At 53.7% G+C, this 18,321-nt stretch carries 19 protein-coding genes and 1 tRNA gene; all 20 read right to left on the bottom strand.

Annotation, left to right across the window (positions count from 1 at the left end; all coding sequences use genetic code 11):
• Positions 1–24 precede the first annotated feature (24 nt).
• Complete coding sequence (locus tag AC52W5_RS08445; RefSeq protein ID WP_107761414.1) at positions 25–1,512, bottom strand: NADH-quinone oxidoreductase subunit M; 1,488 nt, start codon at positions 1,510–1,512, stop codon at positions 25–27.
• 84 nt (positions 1,513–1,596) lie between these two features.
• Complete coding sequence (nuoL, locus tag AC52W5_RS08440) at positions 1,597–3,549, bottom strand: NADH-quinone oxidoreductase subunit L (protein WP_495670677.1); 1,953 nt, start codon at positions 3,547–3,549, stop codon at positions 1,597–1,599.
• A gap of 66 nt (positions 3,550–3,615) precedes the next feature.
• Positions 3,616–3,921 (bottom strand): NADH-quinone oxidoreductase subunit NuoK, encoded by a 306-nt coding sequence (gene nuoK, locus AC52W5_RS08435; RefSeq protein WP_177171084.1) that lies wholly within the window; start codon positions 3,919–3,921, stop codon positions 3,616–3,618.
• Between the two features lie 46 nt (positions 3,922–3,967).
• Positions 3,968–4,573, bottom strand: coding sequence for an NADH-quinone oxidoreductase subunit J (locus AC52W5_RS08430; RefSeq protein WP_074974382.1), 606 nt, complete (start codon positions 4,571–4,573; stop codon positions 3,968–3,970).
• A gap of 10 nt (positions 4,574–4,583) precedes the next feature.
• Positions 4,584–4,769 carry a hypothetical protein gene (locus AC52W5_RS08425; RefSeq protein ID WP_495670676.1) on the bottom strand — a complete coding sequence of 62 codons (186 nt, stop codon included), beginning with the start codon at positions 4,767–4,769 and terminating at the stop codon, positions 4,584–4,586.
• Complete coding sequence (gene nuoI / locus AC52W5_RS08420; RefSeq protein ID WP_011380443.1) at positions 4,766–5,254, bottom strand: NADH-quinone oxidoreductase subunit NuoI; 489 nt, start codon at positions 5,252–5,254, stop codon at positions 4,766–4,768. The genes AC52W5_RS08425 and nuoI overlap by 4 nt, the downstream gene beginning before the upstream one ends.
• A 14-nt stretch (positions 5,255–5,268) precedes the next feature.
• Positions 5,269–6,369 carry an NADH-quinone oxidoreductase subunit NuoH gene (gene nuoH, locus AC52W5_RS08415; RefSeq protein WP_495670675.1) on the bottom strand — a complete coding sequence of 367 codons (1,101 nt, stop codon included), beginning with the start codon at positions 6,367–6,369 and terminating at the stop codon, positions 5,269–5,271.
• A 22-nt stretch (positions 6,370–6,391) separates the two neighbouring features.
• Positions 6,392–8,833: an NADH-quinone oxidoreductase subunit NuoG gene (gene nuoG, locus AC52W5_RS08410; protein ID WP_495670674.1), complete on the bottom strand. Its 2,442-nt coding sequence runs from the start codon at positions 8,831–8,833 to the stop codon at positions 6,392–6,394.
• 61 nt (positions 8,834–8,894) lie between these two features.
• On the bottom strand, positions 8,895–10,172 hold the full coding sequence (gene nuoF / locus AC52W5_RS08405) for an NADH-quinone oxidoreductase subunit NuoF (RefSeq protein WP_107761408.1): 1,278 nt from the start codon (positions 10,170–10,172) through the stop codon (positions 8,895–8,897).
• Positions 10,169–10,645 carry an NADH-quinone oxidoreductase subunit NuoE gene (nuoE, locus tag AC52W5_RS08400; protein ID WP_074974388.1) on the bottom strand — a complete coding sequence of 159 codons (477 nt, stop codon included), beginning with the start codon at positions 10,643–10,645 and terminating at the stop codon, positions 10,169–10,171. The genes nuoF and nuoE overlap by 4 nt, the downstream gene beginning before the upstream one ends.
• A gap of 27 nt (positions 10,646–10,672) precedes the next feature.
• The gene (locus tag AC52W5_RS08395) at positions 10,673–11,926 is read right to left on the bottom strand and encodes an NADH-quinone oxidoreductase subunit D (RefSeq protein ID WP_074974389.1); all 1,254 of its coding nucleotides are present in this window, start codon (positions 11,924–11,926) and stop codon (positions 10,673–10,675) included.
• Between the two features lie 21 nt (positions 11,927–11,947).
• A complete protein-coding gene (locus tag AC52W5_RS08390; protein ID WP_074974390.1) occupies positions 11,948–12,565 on the bottom strand; it encodes an NADH-quinone oxidoreductase subunit C in 618 nt (205 codons plus the stop codon).
• A gap of 8 nt (positions 12,566–12,573) precedes the next feature.
• Positions 12,574–13,050 (bottom strand): NuoB/complex I 20 kDa subunit family protein, encoded by a 477-nt coding sequence (locus AC52W5_RS08385; RefSeq protein WP_011380436.1) that lies wholly within the window; start codon positions 13,048–13,050, stop codon positions 12,574–12,576.
• A 4-nt stretch (positions 13,051–13,054) separates the two neighbouring features.
• Positions 13,055–13,411: an NADH-quinone oxidoreductase subunit A gene (locus AC52W5_RS08380; protein ID WP_074974391.1), complete on the bottom strand. Its 357-nt coding sequence runs from the start codon at positions 13,409–13,411 to the stop codon at positions 13,055–13,057.
• A 102-nt stretch (positions 13,412–13,513) separates the two neighbouring features.
• Positions 13,514–13,598: transfer RNA gene (locus tag AC52W5_RS08375), tRNA-Leu, on the bottom strand.
• A 97-nt stretch (positions 13,599–13,695) separates the two neighbouring features.
• Positions 13,696–14,049 (bottom strand): preprotein translocase subunit SecG, encoded by a 354-nt coding sequence (secG, locus tag AC52W5_RS08370; protein ID WP_074974392.1) that lies wholly within the window; start codon positions 14,047–14,049, stop codon positions 13,696–13,698.
• Between the two features lie 17 nt (positions 14,050–14,066).
• Positions 14,067–14,822 (bottom strand): triose-phosphate isomerase, encoded by a 756-nt coding sequence (tpiA, locus tag AC52W5_RS08365; protein ID WP_074974420.1) that lies wholly within the window; start codon positions 14,820–14,822, stop codon positions 14,067–14,069.
• 206 nt (positions 14,823–15,028) lie between these two features.
• Entirely contained in the window at positions 15,029–15,838 is an 810-nt protein-coding gene (gene pstB, locus AC52W5_RS08360) for a phosphate ABC transporter ATP-binding protein PstB (RefSeq protein ID WP_074974393.1), read from the bottom strand.
• Positions 15,832–16,758, bottom strand: a complete 927-nt coding sequence (gene pstA / locus AC52W5_RS08355) for a phosphate ABC transporter permease PstA (RefSeq protein ID WP_495670673.1) — start codon at positions 16,756–16,758, stop codon at positions 15,832–15,834. Before pstA ends, pstB begins: the two co-directional genes overlap by 7 nt.
• Positions 16,759–16,871: 113 nt before the next feature.
• Positions 16,872–17,804 carry a phosphate ABC transporter permease subunit PstC gene (pstC, locus tag AC52W5_RS08350; RefSeq protein WP_495670672.1) on the bottom strand — a complete coding sequence of 311 codons (933 nt, stop codon included), beginning with the start codon at positions 17,802–17,804 and terminating at the stop codon, positions 16,872–16,874.
• Between the last annotated feature and the right edge of the window lie 517 nt (positions 17,805–18,321).

Genomic DNA, 18,321 nt, shown 5'->3' with positions numbered 1-18,321 from the left:
TAGCCGAGTCGGGGCGCGCTTCGCTCACTGCAATTTGCTGCGAGCAACATGCGCAAGTAAATCATCAACGGTGGTATGCATGACTTCCGTCAAGGGGAGCGGATACACTCCCATCCCCAATACCGCCGCCGCGAGTACGGCCAATACAAGAATCTCGCGCGCGCCGATATCTTTCATTTCCTCCACTGCCGGGTGCACAACGGAGCCGAATATCACGCGCTTATACATCCAGAGGGTATAAGCGGCGCCTGTGATGAGGGTCGTAGCGGCCAGAAACGCGTACCAGAAATTCACTTTCATTGAAGCCATGATGACCATGAATTCGCCGACGAAACCGCTCGTGCCGGGCAAGCCGGAGTTGGCCATGGCAAACAGCATGAAAAAAGCGGCGAAGGCAGGCATGCGGTGCGCCACTCCCCCATAGTCCACGATCTGGCGTGAATGCAGCCTGTCATACATGACGCCAATGCAAAGGAACATTGCAGCTGAGATAAAGCCATGCGAAACCATCTGGACCATGGCGCCTTCAAGGCCATAACTGTTGAACAGGAAAAAGCCGAGCGTGACGAAACCCATATGCGCCACGGAGGAGTAGGCGATCAGCTTTTTCATGTCGGCCTGCACCAGGGCAACCAGACCGATATAGACGACTGCGATCAGCGACAATGCGATCATCATGCCCGCGAGCTGGTGGCTTGCATCCGGCAGGATCGGCAGCGAAAACCGCAGGAACCCGTAGCCTCCCATTTTCAGCAGGATGGCGGCAAGCACCACCGAACCTCCAGTTGGCGCTTCTACGTGCGCGTCGGGCAGCCACGTATGGACGGGCCACATGGGAACCTTGACTGCGAAAGCCAGCAGGAAGGCGATGAATATCAGGATCTGCGATGCCATCGACAAAGGCAGTTTATGATATTCAAGTATCGAGAAGCTGCCCTCGGAAACCTGGTAAAGATAGATGAATGCCACCAGCATCAGTAGTGAACCGAGCAGCGTATAAAGGAAAAACTTGATTGCCGCATAAACCCGGTTGGGTCCGCCCCACACGCCAATGATGAGAAACATCGGAATAAGCGAAGCTTCCCAGAAAACATAGAAGAGGATTGCATCCAGCGACGAAAAAACACCGTTGACGATGCCGGACATGATGAGAAAGGCGCCCATGTATTGCGATACGCGCCTGGTAATCACTTCCCATCCCGCAATCACTACCAGGGGGGTGGTAAAAGCATTCAGCAGTATCAGGGGCATGGCGATTCCATCCACCCCGAGGTGATAGTGGACGTTGAAGCGTTCGATCCACATATGGTTTTCGACGAACTGCATGGTGCTCGTCAACGGATCGAAGCTGGTATAAAGCGGAATCGCCACCAGAAAACCCGCAACCGATCCGACGAGTGCGATCATGCGCGCCAGTGGGGCATTACGATCTCCACCGGTAGCGAGTACAGCAACACCGGCGAGGATAGGCAGCCAGATAACCAGACTTAACAGGGGGAAACCAAACAACATGTCTATTCCATTTTTTTCATTAGCGTGCAGCGGATGCGGGATGGTCCCACAACTAACATTTTTATTGTATTTTTCGTTGTCCCATTACCAGAACAACCACAAACTCATCAGTATAAACACGCCAACGATCATGGTGAACGCGTAGTGATAGATGTAGCCGGTCTGGAAGCGGCGCATCAATGTGGAGGCTCCGGCTACTAACCCCGCCGTGCCATTCACAAAGAACCCGTCAATTACCTTGACATCCCCGAACTTCCATAATCCCCGGCCAAGCAGGCGCGCACCGCCCGCAAACAGCCAGGAATAGAGTTCGTCTATGAAGTATTTGCGCTCGAGCAGCGTTGCAAACGGTCCTGCCGCCCCCTTGATTTTCCCGGGCAGATCGGGTTTTGCAATATAGAGATACCAGGCGGCAAAGATACCTGCAACGGATAACCAGAAGGGGATGGTGGAAAGCGCATGCCTCATCATCTCCGGTATGCCGTGAAACTCCGCTGCCAATTTCACCATTGCTTCGTGTTGAGGCGCGATCTGTATCGTATTGGCAAAGTAATCGCCAAACAGCATCGGGCCTATCAGCCAGCCTGCGGCAATGGTCGGTATGGCGAGGGCAACGAGAGGCAGGGTCACCACCCAGGAAGATTCATGCAAATGCTCTTCAGTGTGATGGTCCATGCGCGGCTGACCGTGGAACGTCATGAACAGCAGGCGAAAGGTATAAAATGCGGTTACGAAGACAGTAGCCACGGCACAGAAATAGGCAAAGCCGGCACCGGGGATATCGGCAAAGTGCACCGCTTCTATGATCGACTCCTTTGAGAAGAAGCCCGAGAGGCCCGGGACACCGGCACTGGCGAGTGCGGCAACAAACATTGTCCAGTAGGTAATGGGCATGTATTTCCTGAGTCCGCCCATCTTGCGCATATCCTGTTCATGATGCATTGCAATAATCACGGAACCTGCCCCAAGGAACAGCACTGCCTTGAAAAAGGCATGCGTCATGAGGTGAAAAATCGCGGCCGGATAAGCGGACGCCCCGAGCGCCACCGTCATGTAGCCGAGTTGCGACAGGGTCGAGTATGCCACGACGCGCTTGATGTCGTACTGGACGATCGCCACCAGCGCCATGAACAAGGTTGTGATGCCACCTATCACCAGCACCACGGAGAGTGCGGTCTCGGTCAGTTCGAACAGGGGTGACATACGTGCCACCATGAAAATACCGGCGGTGACCATGGTTGCAGCATGAATCAGCGCCGAAATGGGCGTGGGACCTTCCATCGAATCCGGCAGCCATACATGGAGCGGAAACTGAGCCGATTTACCCATGGCGCCGACGAAAAGCAGGATGCAGATGACGGTCAGTATTGACCAGGGTGAACCGGAAGTGATTTCGATCGTCTCAGCCGCGACGTTGGGCGCCTGGGCAAACACGGCAGCATAATCCAGCGTTCCGAAATACACCAATACCAGACCGATGCCCAGGAGAAAACCGAAGTCACCGACACGATTGACCAGGAACGCCTTCAGATTCGCGTAAATGGCCGTCGGGCGCGTATACCAGAAGCCAATCAAGAGATATGAGACCAGTCCTACCGCTTCCCATCCGAAGAACAATTGGAGGAAATTGTTGGACATCACCAGCATCAGCATGGAGAAGGTAAAAAGCGAGATATAGCTGAAAAAGCGCTGATAGCCAGGGTCGTCATGCATATAACCGATGGTATAGATATGCACCATCAGCGATACGAAACTCACCACAACCATCATGGTCGCGGAAAGCTGATCGATCAGAAATCCTACTTCGAAACGCACGTCACCCGATGTCAGCCAGGTATAAACCGTGCCGTTGTATACGTTCCCTTTCAGCACATCGAGGAACACGGCAATCGACGCTGCCACGCAGACGAACATAAGGGCAATGGTGACGCGATGGCTTGCTGCAGGACCAATCACACGTCCAAGCAGGCCGGCTATGAGGGCCCCCGCCAGCGGCGCCAGAGGCACCAACAGGTATAGATTTTGCATCTCAGTCATGAAATTCAGGTTTTTGTTTTTGAACCAGCGATACCGACTCCGAACTATTGAACCTGGCGATTAGCCTCAGCCTTTAAGCCTGTCCAGGTCATCGACATCAATGGTGCGCAGGCTGCGAAACAGCACAACCAGTATCGCAAGTCCGATGGCAGACTCCGCTGCAGCAACGGTAAGGATGAAAAACACGAACACTTGACCGGATGCGTCCTGGAGATAATGCGAAAAAGCAACAAAATTCATGTTTACCGCCAATAGCATCAGCTCAATGGCCATCAACAGGATGATCACGTTCTTTCTGTTGAGGAAGATCCCGACAATACTGATGGCAAACAGAATCGCACCGATAACAAGATAATGGGATAACGAAACCACTACACCCCCTTTCATGGCGGCGTAAAAACGCCGCAATATATTACTTTTATTCTTTCTTCTCGGATGCCATCGACACGATGCGGATGCGGTCTTCACGCTTCACCGCTACCTGTTTGGCGACATCCATGGATTTGCTCCCACTGCGCTGACGCAAGGTCAGCGCGATTGCAGCCACAATCGCGACTAGCAGAATCACCGCAGCGAGTTCAAAGGCATAAACGTATTCGGTGTAGATCAGGCGCCCCAGTTCCTTGGTGTTGCTGTAGTCGGCCGCCCGCGCCGCCGGGACGGGGAGCTCGTCGGCACCGAACTGCTTGCCTGTCAGGACCATGGCCATCTCGATCGACATCAGCAAGCCGAGCAATAATCCGAACGGAAACCACTTCCAGAAGCCTTCCCTAAGCCGCGCAAGATTGATGTCGAGCATCATCACGACGAACAGAAACAGCACCATCACCGCTCCTACGTAGACCAGCACCAGGGTAATGGCAAGAAATTCCGCTTCCAGCAGCAGCCATAATCCGGCGGAGGCAAAAAAGGCCAGCACCAGCAACAATGCCGAGTGCACCGGATTGCGCGCGGTGATAACCCCCAGGGCCGAGGCCACCAGTACCGCGGAAAAAAAGTAGAAGATTATATCTGCAAAACTCATATAGGTACTTCTAGAAATCCGGGAGTCTGGAAGGGTCCAGGTAAGATAAAAATGAGCTCATGAAAATGTCTCCCGCTTGTTTCTGCGGATAAGCGTGACGAGTGCGACAATCCAGCGCTCCCGTAACGAAGGCAGTATATGCCTCGACCTGATGAAAATATCCACGGGCAATATTGGCGAGCCAGGCGCGATTCATCGGTAACCTGCATCGGCTGCCCGATCCTTTGCTATCTGTTCCTCATACCGGTCCCCCACCGCCAGCAGCATCTGCTTAGTATAGATGAGGTCCCCACGCTTCTCCCCGTGGTATTCCAGGATGCGCGTCTCCACAATCGAGTCCACCGGACAGGATTCCTCACAGAAACCGCAAAATATGCACTTCGTCAGATCGATGTCATATCGCGTGGTACGCCGCGTTCCATCCTCGCGCTGCTCGGATTCGATGGTAATCGCCAATGCCGGGCATACCGCTTCGCACAGCTTGCAGGCTATGCAGCGCTCTTCTCCGTTAGGGTATCTGCGCAAGGCATGCAAACCTCTGAAGCGAGGAGATTGCGGCGTCTTTTCTTCGGGAAAATACACCGTGATCTTCCGCGCGAACATGTTTCGCCCCGTCAGCATCATTCCTTTGATGAGCTCGAACAGCAGGAAAGTACGGAAAAAATCCTTGATTCGGTTCATGGCTTCCTCCCGTGTCAGTGAAACCACAAGTTAAGCGGGAATGCGCTCCGAATCGACGCCGGAAGCTGCATCACCAGGCCGAGCACCACTATCCAGACGAGCGTGATCGGAATGAACACCTTCCAGCCAAGACGCATGATCTGGTCGTAGCGATAACGTGGAAACGTAGCGCGGAACCAGAGAAAACAGAACAATAGAAATGATGCTTTCAGGACCAGCCAGATGAAGCCGGGAACCAGGGTAAACGGCGCAACGTTGACAGGAGGCAGCCATCCACCCAGGAATATGATGCTTGCAAGCGTGGCCACCAGGATCATGTTGGAATATTCCGCCAGGAAAAACACCGTGAACGCCATGCCTGAATACTCGACATGAAAGCCCGCCACGATTTCGGATTCACCCTCGGCGACATCGAATGGAGCACGATTGGTTTCCGCGACGCCGGAAATGAAATAAACCAGAAACATGGGAAACAGCGGTATCAGATACCAGTTCAGCATGCTGGCGCCTTGCTGGCCCTTGACGATGTCACCCAGGTTCAGGCTCTGTGACATCATGAGCACGCACACGAGCGCAAAACCCATGGCCAGCTCGTAAGAAACTACTTGAGCCGCCGAACGCATTGCTCCCAGGAATGCATATTTGGAGTTGGAAGCCCATCCCGCAATGATGATGCCATAGATCCCCATCGAGGTCATGGCCAGAATATAAAGCAGGCCGGCGTTGATGTCCGCCAGGACCACATCCGGAGAAAAGGGAACGACTGCCCAGGCCGCCAGCGCCGGGGCGAACGTCAGTATGGGCGCAAGCACGAACAGGATTTTGTTCGCTCCACTCGGGATGATGATTTCTTTCATCACCGCCTTTACCGCGTCGGCAATGGGTTGCGCCCACCCCCCCAGCCAGGGGATGCCAAAGAAGGTTACCCGATTGGGACCCACGCGCAGTTGCATATAGCCAATGATTTTGCGTTCGGCGAATGTGAGATAGGCGACCGCCAGCATCAGTGGCAGCACGATGGCCACAATCAGAAGGACATTCTTCACCAGCAGGAAAAGAGCAGGTCCCCACTCAGGACCAAAAAAATCCCCGAACAGTTGTTGCGCGTATTCCATCAGATAATCCGAGTACCGTTCGTCACGATTTTTCCACCGTGATCTGATCAAACATTCCACCCAGCGCAGCAGTCGAAGGGTGAGCGGAGGCAACCCTTATGCAGTTGGCTGGCAAGCTGTCGTCCTGCGCGACAGGCATCCGCACCTCACCTTCTCCCTGCTTCAGCCGTATGACTTCGTCGGTCCGCAGGTCCAATTGCGCCATGAGGCTGCCCGCCATCCATGCTAAAGGCGCAGCCGCATCGCGCGTGCGCTGCAACGACCCCGCACGGCGCACGATGAGGTCGGCCTGGTAAATCGGAACCTCACCAATACGTTGCAACCCTTCGCTTCCCTTATTTTCCTTACTGGCTTCAATGGGACTCACAGCAAGACTTCCCAGACTATTATTCAACCATGCGCTGACGTCGTTTCCGGCCGGAAGAACGTCCGCCCGCACCTGCTCCGACGTTTCATAATCGAAGCCATCAAGTTGCAGAATATTACCCAGCACCCGCAATACCTTCCATGCGGGACGCGTTTCCCCGAGCGGCGCAACCACACCGTTGAAGCTTTGCACCCGCCCTTCCGTGCTGATGAAAGTACCCGAGGTTTCTGTGAAGGGTGCAATCGGCAGCAATACATCCGCATAATTATCCTGAATGGCGGCGTGGCTCTTGTATGCGCTCATCATTACAACCAGATCGGCCGCCGCCAGTGCTTTGACGGCACACTGGGAGTTGTAGCTATCCAGCTCCGGCTCCAGGTTCAACAGAATGTATGCCTTGCATCCGGTCCCGCTCGCCGGGTCGTCCATGCCGAGCATTTGTGACGCATTGGCGCCCTGCCCTCCATGCCTGCCTCCGGCAGTATCCGCGTTACGGTTACCAAAGCGGTTATCAAAGGGAACCGCACCGGCAATATAAGCTCCGACGCTGTTGGCAGCCTCTCCCAGCACCCCGAAGCGGATGTCGGAAATTTGTGCGATATGCTGGGCAAGCTTGCAGATATCCGTGTAGCGGGGGTGGTGTTGCGCGAGATTTCCGATGAAAATTGCAGCGGGTTTGTTGTCGCTGAGACTGATCGCCATCGCACGGGCAGTGTCGCTCGCACTGACAGTGCTCAAGGCGTTCTTGGCGTCATCGGGAATCTCCACACCCTTCAACTCGGCAACAGCTTTCAACACCTCTGCCAGCATGGATACCATTTTGTCGGGCGCAACAATAGCACGATTTCTTACCTTGGTCAGCAGATCATCGTCGATCGGGTTGATCACATTCAATTGCGCGCCGTGCTTCACGGCATGGCGGATACGGTGCGCAAGGAGAGGATGGTCCTTGCGCAAGGTGCTGCCTATGACGAGCAGTGACTTCAACTGCGAAATTTCGGCAATGGGCATTCCCAGCCAGGGAGCGCCCTGTATCTGCGAGTCCGCACGGAAATCGCTCTGGCGCACGCGATGATCCACACTTGCACTGCCTAATCCCCTTGCAAGTTTCTGCAACAGGTAAAGTTCTTCAAGCGTGCTGTGAGCAGAACCCAGCGCCCCGATGCTTTCCGCTCCATACTTTTCTTTCACATCTTTGAGGCCATTGGCCACAAACTCCAGCGCAGTTTGCCAGTCGCATTCCTGCCACACGCCTCCCTGCTTTATCATCGGCCTGGTAAGACGCTCCTCGGAGTTTAACCCCTCGTAGGAAAAACGGTCTTTGTCCGATAGCCAGCACTCGTTGATTTCCTCGTTCTCGCGGGGCAGCACGCGCATCACGCGATTCTGCTTTATCTGGACGATGAGATTGGAGCCAAGACCGCAATGCGGGCTTATGGATTTCCGGCGTGACAGCTCCCAGGTGCGCGCGGAATAGCGAAAGGGCTTGCTGACAAGGGCGCCTACCGGGCACAGATCGATCACGTTGCCGGATAACTCCGAATCCACGGTTTTACCGACAAACGCCAGGATCTCCGCGTGCTCGCCACGTCCCGCCATGCCCAATTCCATGATCCCCGCGATTTCCTGCCCGAAGCGCACGCAACGCGTGCAATGGATACAACGGGTCATGTCGGTAGAAATCAGCGGCCCGAGATTCTTGTTGGCCACCACACGCTTGGCTTCGGTATAGCGCGACGAACTCGCTCCGTAGCCCACGGCCAGATCCTGCAACTGGCACTCCCCACCCTGATCGCAAATCGGACAGTCCAGCGGATGATTGATGAGCAGAAATTCCATCACACCTTTCTGGGCTGTTACTGCCTGCCCGGAGTGGGTGAAAACTTTCATGCCCTCCATCGCAGGCGTGGCACACGCAGGCAGCGGCTTGGGCGCTTTCTCCACCTGCACGAGGCACATGCGACAGTTGGCCGCAATGGAGAGTTTCTTGTGATAGCAGAAATGAGGAATGTATATGCCGAGCTGATTGGCGCCATCCATTACCGTGCCATTCTTGGGCACGGACACCGGTTTACCGTCGATTTCGAAATTGATCATTACGTATGTGCTCCGGGGCAACAAGCAGCCGCAAACAAGAAAAGACTCATGACTTCACGTGTTACACCAGACATTTCTTGTGTTCGACGTGGTACGCAAATTCATCACGAAAATGCTGAATCATGGCACGCACGGGCATGGCAGCCGCGTCACCCAATGCGCAGATCGTGCGTCCCTGAATGTTGTCGGCGAGATTATTGAGCAGATCCAGGTCTTCCAGACGACCTTTTCCTGTTTCGATCCGATGGACGATACGGTAAAGCCATCCCGTGCCTTCACGGCAGGGCGTACACTGGCCGCAGGATTCTTCATAGTAAAAATAGGATAAGCGCTCCAGTGCCCTGACCATGCAGGTCGTATCGTCCATGATAATGACCGCGCCTGAACCGAGAAATGATCCCGCCTTGGCAATCGAGTCATAGTCCATATCAGTCTGCATCATGACATCGCCCGGCAATACCGGCATGGATGAACCACCTGGAATGCACCCTTTCAGCTTGCGCCCGCCGCGCATGCCGCCAGCCATCTCCAACAGGGTTGCGAACGGCGTACCCAGCGGCACTTCATAATTACCAGGCTTGTTCACGTGACCGGAAACAGAAAAAATCTTGGTTCCACCGTTGTTTGGCTTACCCAGTTGCAGAAACTTGTCACCGCCGTGGCGGATAATCCACGGTACCGCCGCAAATGTCTCCGTGTTGTTGATGGTAGTCGGTTTACCATAGAGACCGAAACTTGCAGGAAAAGGCGGCTTGAAGCGCGGTTGACCTTTTTTGCCTTCCAGCGACTCAAGCAGCGCTGTTTCCTCGCCGCAGATATAGGCGCCGTAGCCATGATGGTTGTATAACTGGAAGCTGAAATCGGAACCGAGGATGTTATCCCCCAGATAGCCCGCCGCACGGGCTTCATCCACTGCCTCTTCCATGCGCTCGTAGACGTCCCAGATTTCGCCGTGCACGTAGTTGTAACCGGCCCTGATACCCATCGCATAGGCTCCGATCAGCATGCCCTCGATCAGCATATGCGGATTGTGACGCATGATGTCGCGATCCTTGAAGGTACCAGGTTCGCCTTCATCCGAATTGCATACCAGATATTTGTCGCCTTCGTACTGCTTGGGCATGAAGCTCCATTTCAGCCCGGTCGGAAAACCGGCGCCCCCACGACCTCGCAAGGCAGATTTCTTTACCTCCTCGATAATCTTTTCCGGGGGAATTTTCTCGCTCAGGATTTTTCTGAGCGCAACATACCCTTCACGCTGTTCGTAATTCTTCAGCCGCCAATCATCGGGATCCGATGGGCTCAACCCGGCCAGCAGTATCTGCGCAGGCTGGCTCATTTGCTCAAATCCTCCAGCAACTGGTCAATCTTGTCATTGGACATGAAGCTGCACATGCGTTTGTTATTGACCAGGAGAACCGGCGCATCTCCACACGCACCCATACATTCCCCTTCTTTCAAGGTAAACTTTCCATCCGTAGTGGTCTCGTTGAAGCCTATTCCCAACCTTTCCCGGAAATGGGCGACTGCCTCGTTCGCACCGGACAGCGCACATGGAAGATTCGTGCAGACCGTGATCTTGTATTTTCCGATTGGCTGCAAATTGTACATATTGTAGAAAGTAGCCACTTCGTATACGGCGATCGACGGCATGTCCAGGTACTCCGCCACAAAATCCATCGTTTCGGTGGTCAGCCACCCTTTCTCATCCTGGGCGATGGCGAGCGCCGACATTACCGCGGATTGCTTCTGGTCTGCGGGATATTTGGTCAACTCGTAGTCGATTTTTTTCAGAGACTCTGCGCTTAGCATGTTGATAGCCGTTTCACCTTCAGTGTGTCATCTGTCTATTTCACCAAACACAATGTCCTGGGTACCAATGATGGCAACCACGTCGGCAATCATATGGCCGCGCGACATTTCGTCCAGCGCTGCCAGATGGGCAAAGCCCGGAGCGCGGATTTTCATGCGGTAAGGCATGTTGGCGCCATCCGATATCAGGTAAATGCCGAATTCCCCTTTCGGGTGCTCGACTGCCGCGTAGGTTTCACCGGGCGGCACGTGAAATCCTTCAGTGAAAAGCTTGAAATGATGGATCAGTTCCTCCATGTTCTGCTTCATGTTCACACGAGAAGGCGGCGCGACCTTGTGGTTATCCGTTATGACCGGACCCGGATTCTTGCGCAACCAATCGATGCATTGCCTGATGAGGCGATTGGATTGCCGGAATTCTTCGATCCGGACCAGATACCGGTCGTAGCAATCTCCATTGACGCCGACAGGTATATCGAAGTCGAGTTGATCGTAGACCTCATAGGGCTGCTTCTTCCGCAGATCCCACTCGACCCCGGACCCGCGCAGCATGGGACCTGTGAATCCCAGAGCCATTGCCCGTTCGGGAGAAACCGTTCCGATGCCTACCAGCCGCTGTTTCCAGATACGATTGTCGGTAAGCAGGGTCTCGTACTCATCGACGTACGTTGGAAACCGGTTGGTGAAATCTTCGAGGAAATCGAGCAGCGAACCTTGGCGGTTCTCGTTGCGCGCCTTGATTGTTTTTTCGTCGTGAATTTTCGACGCCTTGTATTGCGGTATCGAATCCGGTAAATCCCGGTAAACGCCGCCCGGCCGGTAGTAGGCTGCGTGCATCCTTGCGCCTGAAACCGCTTCATAAGCATCCATCAGGTCTTCCCGGTCACGGAATGCGTAAAGGAATACCGTCATCGCGCCCACGTCCAGGGCATGTGCTCCCAGCCACAGAAGATGATTGAGTATCCGCGTGATTTCGTCGAACATCACCCGGATATACTGCGCGCGTATTGGCACTTCGAGCTGAAGCAGCTTCTCGATCGCCATTACATACGCGTGCTCGTTGGACATCATGGAGACATAGTCCAATCTGTCCATATAAGGGACCGACTGGATATATGTCTTGTATTCGGCAAGCTTTTCCGTTGCACGGTGCAGCAGCCCGATGTGCGGATCGGCGCGTTGTATGACTTCTCCGTCGAGCTCCAGCACCAGTCGCAAGACACCGTGGGCGGCCGGATGCTGCGGGCCGAAGTTCATCGTGTAGTTACGTATCTCAGCCATCGTTAACAGACCACAAAAATCTCATTCAGAGTCCCCATAATGCTCTTCCCGGATAACACGGGGCGTGATCTGGCGCGGTTCTATGGTGACCGGCTGATAGATGACCCGCTGTTGGTCGGGATCGTAGCGCATCTCCACGTTGCCACTGAGCGGAAAATCCTTACGGAATGGATTGCCGATAAATCCGTAATCTGTGAGGATACGGCGCAGGTCGGGGTGACCGGTGAACACGATGCCAAAAAGATCGAATGCTTCGCGTTCAAACCAGTTGGCAGAGGGCCATATATCTATTACCGAATCCACAACCGGAAATTGGTCATCCTCGGGGAATGCCTTTACACGCACTCTGCGGTTATGCCGGATCGAAAGCAGGTGATAAACGACAGCGAAGCGTTTGCCCTCGCGTCCTTGCTCCGAAGTAGGCTCTACCCCATAGATGGAGTAATCCACTCCACACAGGTCGATGAGCATCTCGAAACCCAGTTCGGGATGGTCTCGCAAGGCTCTCATCACCGGCAACAGGTTAGCTGGAAGCACCGTAATGATGAGCTGGTCCAGTTGCTGATCAATGTTGGCAAGTTTATCCGCCAACACATTCTGAAGGCAAAGCGCGAGCGTTTCCAGACGAGTGGACGACATAGATGAGCCTAACGAGCGATGGTATTGGTGCGGTGGATCTTGTTCTGGAGCTGGATAATGCCGTACAGCAGGGCTTCCGCGGTAGGCGGGCAACCAGGGACATAAATATCGACCGGGACGATACGGTCACATCCGCGCACCACCGAGTAGGAGTAATGATAATAACCGCCACCATTGGCACAGGAGCCCATAGATATCACCCAGCGCGGCTCTGCCATCTGGTCATATACCTTGCGGAGAGCAGGCGCCATTTTATTGCAAAGGGTTCCGGCAACAATCATGACGTCCGACTGACGCGGACTGGGACGAAACACAATTCCAAAGCGGTCAAGATCGTAACGGGATGCGCCTGCCTGCATCATTTCGACGGCGCAGCATGCCAGGCCAAAAGTCATCGGCCACATCGAGCCGGTACGCCCCCAGTTGATGACCGAGTCGAGGCTTGTAGTGACAAAGCCTTTTTCCATTACTCCGTTCGTACTCATGGCCTCAATCCCACTCCAGAGCGCCCTTCGTCCACTCGTAAATGAAGCCGACGACAAGGATGCCGAGAAAAACCATCATGGCAATAAAACCGAACAGGCCGATTTCATTCAATACCACTGCCCATGGGAACAGGAACGCTATCTCCAGATCGAACAGAATAAACAGAATGGCTACTAGATAGTAGCGCACGTCGAATTTCATGCGGGCGTCTTCGAACGCCTCGAACCCGCATTCATATGGAGACAGTTTCTCGCTATCTGGACGATTGGGACCGAACAGCCAGCCAAATCCCATTGCCAGAGCCCCTATGACAAGGCCAAGCAGGATAAACAACAGAATAGGAAAATAGTTTTCGAGCATGTGATGTGTTAGCTATCGAACAAATATAAGACTCGTTTCCAGGTAACATTTATACCTTATCGGTATCTCCGTTGGCCTGATGCTCAGTCCTGTCGCTGCAAATGGTGCCGACGGCGAGACTCGAACTCGCACAGCTTTCGCCACCGCCCCCTCAAGACGGCGTGTCTACCAATTCCACCACGTCGGCAGCTTAATTTGAATGCCGTTTAATTTGAACGCCGATTCGGAACGTAATCTGGTTAGAACACAGTTCCAGCCGGTTGTTCAATTAACTCAGCATTAACTTACTCAGGTATTTCTGTTGCCTTGGAAGGCCCCTCTTCTGCCGCAGGCGCTGCCGGAGCGGGCTCTGCAGGTTTGACAGATTGGATCGGCGCAGCTTTGTCCATTACTCCTCCACTCTCGTTCCTGTTAGTGGAAAGATAGGTCAGGCCAAGGCTGGTCATGAAAAATACGGCAGCTAGCACGCCCGTCGTCCGGCTGAGGAAGTTCGCGGAACCACTGGCGCCGAACAAACTTCCTGATGAGCCGCTGCCAAAAGCCGCGCCCATATCCGCACCTTTGCCGTGCTGCAGCAGAACCAGGACGATTACGCCCGCTGCGGACAAGACATGTAGTATCCAGATCAGTGTTTCCAAAGTTGCTCCAATAAGAATTAATCTTTCGCGGCCCGGGCAATGGCGATAAATTCTTCGGCAACGAGCGAAGCGCCGCCAATCAATCCGCCGTCTATGTCGGGCATGGCGAATAGTTCAGTGGCGTTAGCCCCTTTGACACTGCCGCCATAAAGAATTTTCAGTCCCTCAGCTACTTCCGCTGCGTCGGCAGCAATTCTGCCGCGAATAAACGAATGCACCTCCTGAGCCTGATCGGGGCTCGCGGTCTTGCCGGTACCAATGGCCCACACCGGCTCATAAGCCAGCACCGCCGTATTCAAGGCATTTATCCCCGCCGACTTCACCACCGCCTCCAGTTGCTCTGCCACAACCTGCTCCGTAACCCCGGCCTCCCGCTGCTCGAGAGTTTCACCAACACATAAAACAGGGATCAGGCCAGCGCCTTGAGCCGCCTTGAATTTGAGCGCTACGGTGTGGCTATCCTCACCATACAGCGCTCTGCGCTCGGAGTGGCCGACAATCACGTAGCGACAGCCAAAATCCAGCAGCATGGATGCTGAAATTTCACCAGTATAGGCGCCTTTTTCGTGCTGGCTTACATTCTGGGCACCCCAGGAAACCTGCGTACCTTCCAAAATCGATTGCGCTTGGGGTAAGTAAGGATAAGGTACACATACCGCCAACTCGACTCCGCTCAAGTCTGCCGTTGCAGCAAGAACTGCATTCAGCAAATCCCGGTTCTGCAGCGTTCCGCCGTGCATTTTCCAGTTACCCGCAACCAGCCTGGAACGTATAGCCATGAAGGACTCGCCTTTTAACTTGAAAGCTGCGAATGTTACCTGTGAATGGATACGGGGTCAATCGGGGCTGCGTCGAAGCTTTGAACCGCTGACGAGGTAAAGTATTATTACCTGCCAGCCAGCAAAGCCTTACGGCTGATGAATAACAATTTCCTGGCAGCTGAAAAAGGGAAAGAGGGAAAAGTTGGCTGAAGCACTCCTTATCCGAAGCGCCCGGTAATGTAATCTTCCGTCTGTTTGTTTTTAGGTTTGATGAAAATCGTATCCGTCACCCCAAACTCGATCACTTCGCCCAGGTACATGTAGGCGGTGTAATCCGACACACGGGCAGCCTGCTGCATGTTATGTGTGACGATCAGGATCGTTACCTTGTCTTTCAGATCGGCTATAAGTTCTTCTATGCTGGCTGTGGCAATGGGGTCAAGGGCAGAAGTGGGTTCATCGAACAGGAGAATCTCAGGGTCGGTTGCAAGTGCACGCGCGATGCACAACCGCTGTTGCTGTCCACCCGAAAGATTGTAAGCAAGCTGATGCAGGCGATCCTTCACTTCATCCCACAGGGCGGCACCCCGGAGTGCGTCTTCCACTTTTTCATCCAGTATCGCGCGGCGTCTGACCCCCCGGACCCGTAAACCATAGGCAACATTCTCATAAATGGATTTCGGAAAAGGATTGGGTTTCTGAAATACCATGCTGATGCGCATGCGTACTTCAATAGGGTCCACGCTCCGGGAAAGAATATTGACATTATCCGGGTGAAGGATAATGTCCCCCATGTAGCGATTCCCCGGATAGAGATCATGCATGCGGTTGAAGCAGCGCAGGAAGGTCGATTTGCCGCACCCCGAGGGACCGATCAAGGCGGTCACCTTTTTTTCATGCAGCATCATGTTGATGTTCTTGAGCGCCGAAAATGAACCGTAGTAGAAACTCAGGTTCCTGACTTCGGACTTGTATTGGGACGGCGAAACATCTCCCCCCGGATGCTCGGACGAAAAATCTTCTACCATTTGAGATTCTTGCGCATCCGGTAGCGGAGATAGATCGCGAGCGCATTCATGGTGAGAGTCATTACCACCAGTACCAGGCCAGCCGCGGCTGCGTTCACCTGAAACGCTTCTTCCGGGCGCGATACCCAGTTGAACATCTGGATAGGCATGACAGTAAATGGCGCCATCAGCCATTCGAAGGAAATATAAGGAAACTCCTCCTTGAAGGAGGATGGCGGTAGGAAAGCAATAAAGGTCAAGGCACCGATGGTGATAATGGGAGCCGTTTCTCCAATTGCACGCGCAAGGCCGATTATGATGCCGGTGAGAATCCCGGCTGCGGAATAAGGCAGAAGATGGTCAGAAACAGTTTGCCATTTGGTTGCACCCAGCGCATAGGCGCCTTCACGTATGGTAACCGGGATGGCGCGTATCGCTTCCCGGGTCGCAACGATGACGATCGGGAGGATCAGCAAAGCCAGCGCAAGTCCCGCGGAGAGAATGCTCTGGCCGAATCCAAGCTGGTGAACAAACAGGCTCAGCGCCAGAAGCCCGTAGATAATCGATGGCACGCCGGCAAGGTTGGTCACATTGATCTCGATGATCTCGGTAAGAATATTTTTAGGGGCATATTCTTCCAGATAGATGCCTGCTCCAATCCCCAGAGGCACCGCTGCTGCGGCTGTCACTATCATTACAAGAGTGGTCCCCACCCAGGCGGAGAGTATGCCTGCCGATCCTGGACGCCGCGAGGGGAAGGATGTAAAGAAATCCCAGGACAAGCGAGGAAGGCCGTCAATGAGCATGTGCGAGAACAAGGCGATGAACGTAAGTACGGCAATCATCAGCACAAGCAAACCGGTAACAAGGAAGATCATATCCCCCAGCTTGTGCCGGGCGATGATAGCGCGGATTTCCCTCAGATTTCGAGCGTCACTCATGAGTACCTTCTCGCAAAGGGAATGGAAACCGGGGAGCTTGATTCAACAGGAACCACCTACGGAATTTTAGAAATGAAACGAGCTGGTCATGGAAACAGGGTTCGAAACATGCTTCAATATACTTCGCGGAAGCGCTTGCGCAGAAGATGCCCGATAATATTGAATACCAGCGTTATAAGCAGCAGGGTCAATCCCGCTGCAAAGATAGTCTGGTATCCGATACTGCCATGCGGCAGATCGCCCAGGCTTACCTGAACGATATAAGCGGTGATGGTAGCGGCAGGTTCCATCGGATTCCACGTGAGATTTGGCTGCATTCCCGCTGCTATCGCAACCACCATCGTTTCCCCCACTGCCCGGGAAATACCCAGAATATAAGCTGCGGCAATGCCGGAGAATGCTCCAGGCATTACCACGCGAACAGCAGTCTGGAACCGGGTCGCACCCATTGCATAAGAGCCTTCCCGCAGATGCATGGGTACCGCGCGCATCGCATCTTCCGCCATGGAGCTTACGTAGGGAATGATCATGATACCCATCACCAGCCCTGCCGAAAGAAGGCTGAAACCGGGTAATTCCGGAAAAATTTTCTGCAATAGAGGCGTAACAAACAGCAATGCAAAGTAACCGTATACAACTGTTGGCACGCCACCCAGCAGTTCAAGAAAGGGCTTGGCCACCTCACGAACGGTGAAAGGCGCAAACTCGGATAGATAGATGGCCGTGATGGTGCCCATTGGGATAGCAACAAGCAAGGCTACAGCAGAGCTTACTACGGTGCCGGAAACAAGTGGAAGTATACCGTAATGCGCATTATCGAACAGAGGCGTCCATTGCGTGTCAGTAAGAAACTCCCAGAGAGATACATGCTCGAAAAATGAAAGGGATTCCGTGACCAGCATCGCGACGATCGCAAGGGTAATGGCGACGGAAATGAATGCCGTCAAAAAAAGCAAGGCTTCAATAAAACGCTCACTCAGATGACGGCGATAGTTATATCCAAGTGCACTGGGGTCGGAAGTATTATCGGAGCGGCGCGCTGTCACCGGGAACTGCACCTTGAAGTGAGACCATTGGGAGGGCCTAAATAGTATGATGGAAATGTTACAGTTTCGTGACAACCATTCACCACAAGAAATCCGCCTCTCCCTACGGCGAGCCAGAAGATCATTCAGTGATTAGGCTATCGAGGTAAATCCCGGACACTGTCACATGCAATATAAGTGCAGCGTCCTGAGAATAAACCGTAACGACAGAAATCGAATTCTCGATCAGGAAATTCAGGCTGAACTGATTAAGCGTGAAGCATAGCAGACAGCAGGCTGTTTTCGCTGGATTCAGCCTGGAATCCAGCGAAAACATGCAGAAGCATGGAGATAGTATAAACCGGATCGGTAATTACAGTAGGAAAGAACGCACTGCAGTTCTTTCTGCCGATTCCGGCTTACTCCTCGTCTTCCTCTTCCTCGTCGTCATCCTTCTTTTCGGGCTTGAGCACCATCTTGCCCTGCTTGATGCTCTCGTTCAGGTCGGTTTCTGCAACCTCCTTGTGCACCAGGTTCT

It is taken from the genome of Nitrosospira sp. CT, from assembly GCF_059489795.1.
The sequence above is the reverse complement of the archived record's forward strand: the minus strand, read 5'-3'. Positions and strand labels throughout refer to the sequence as shown.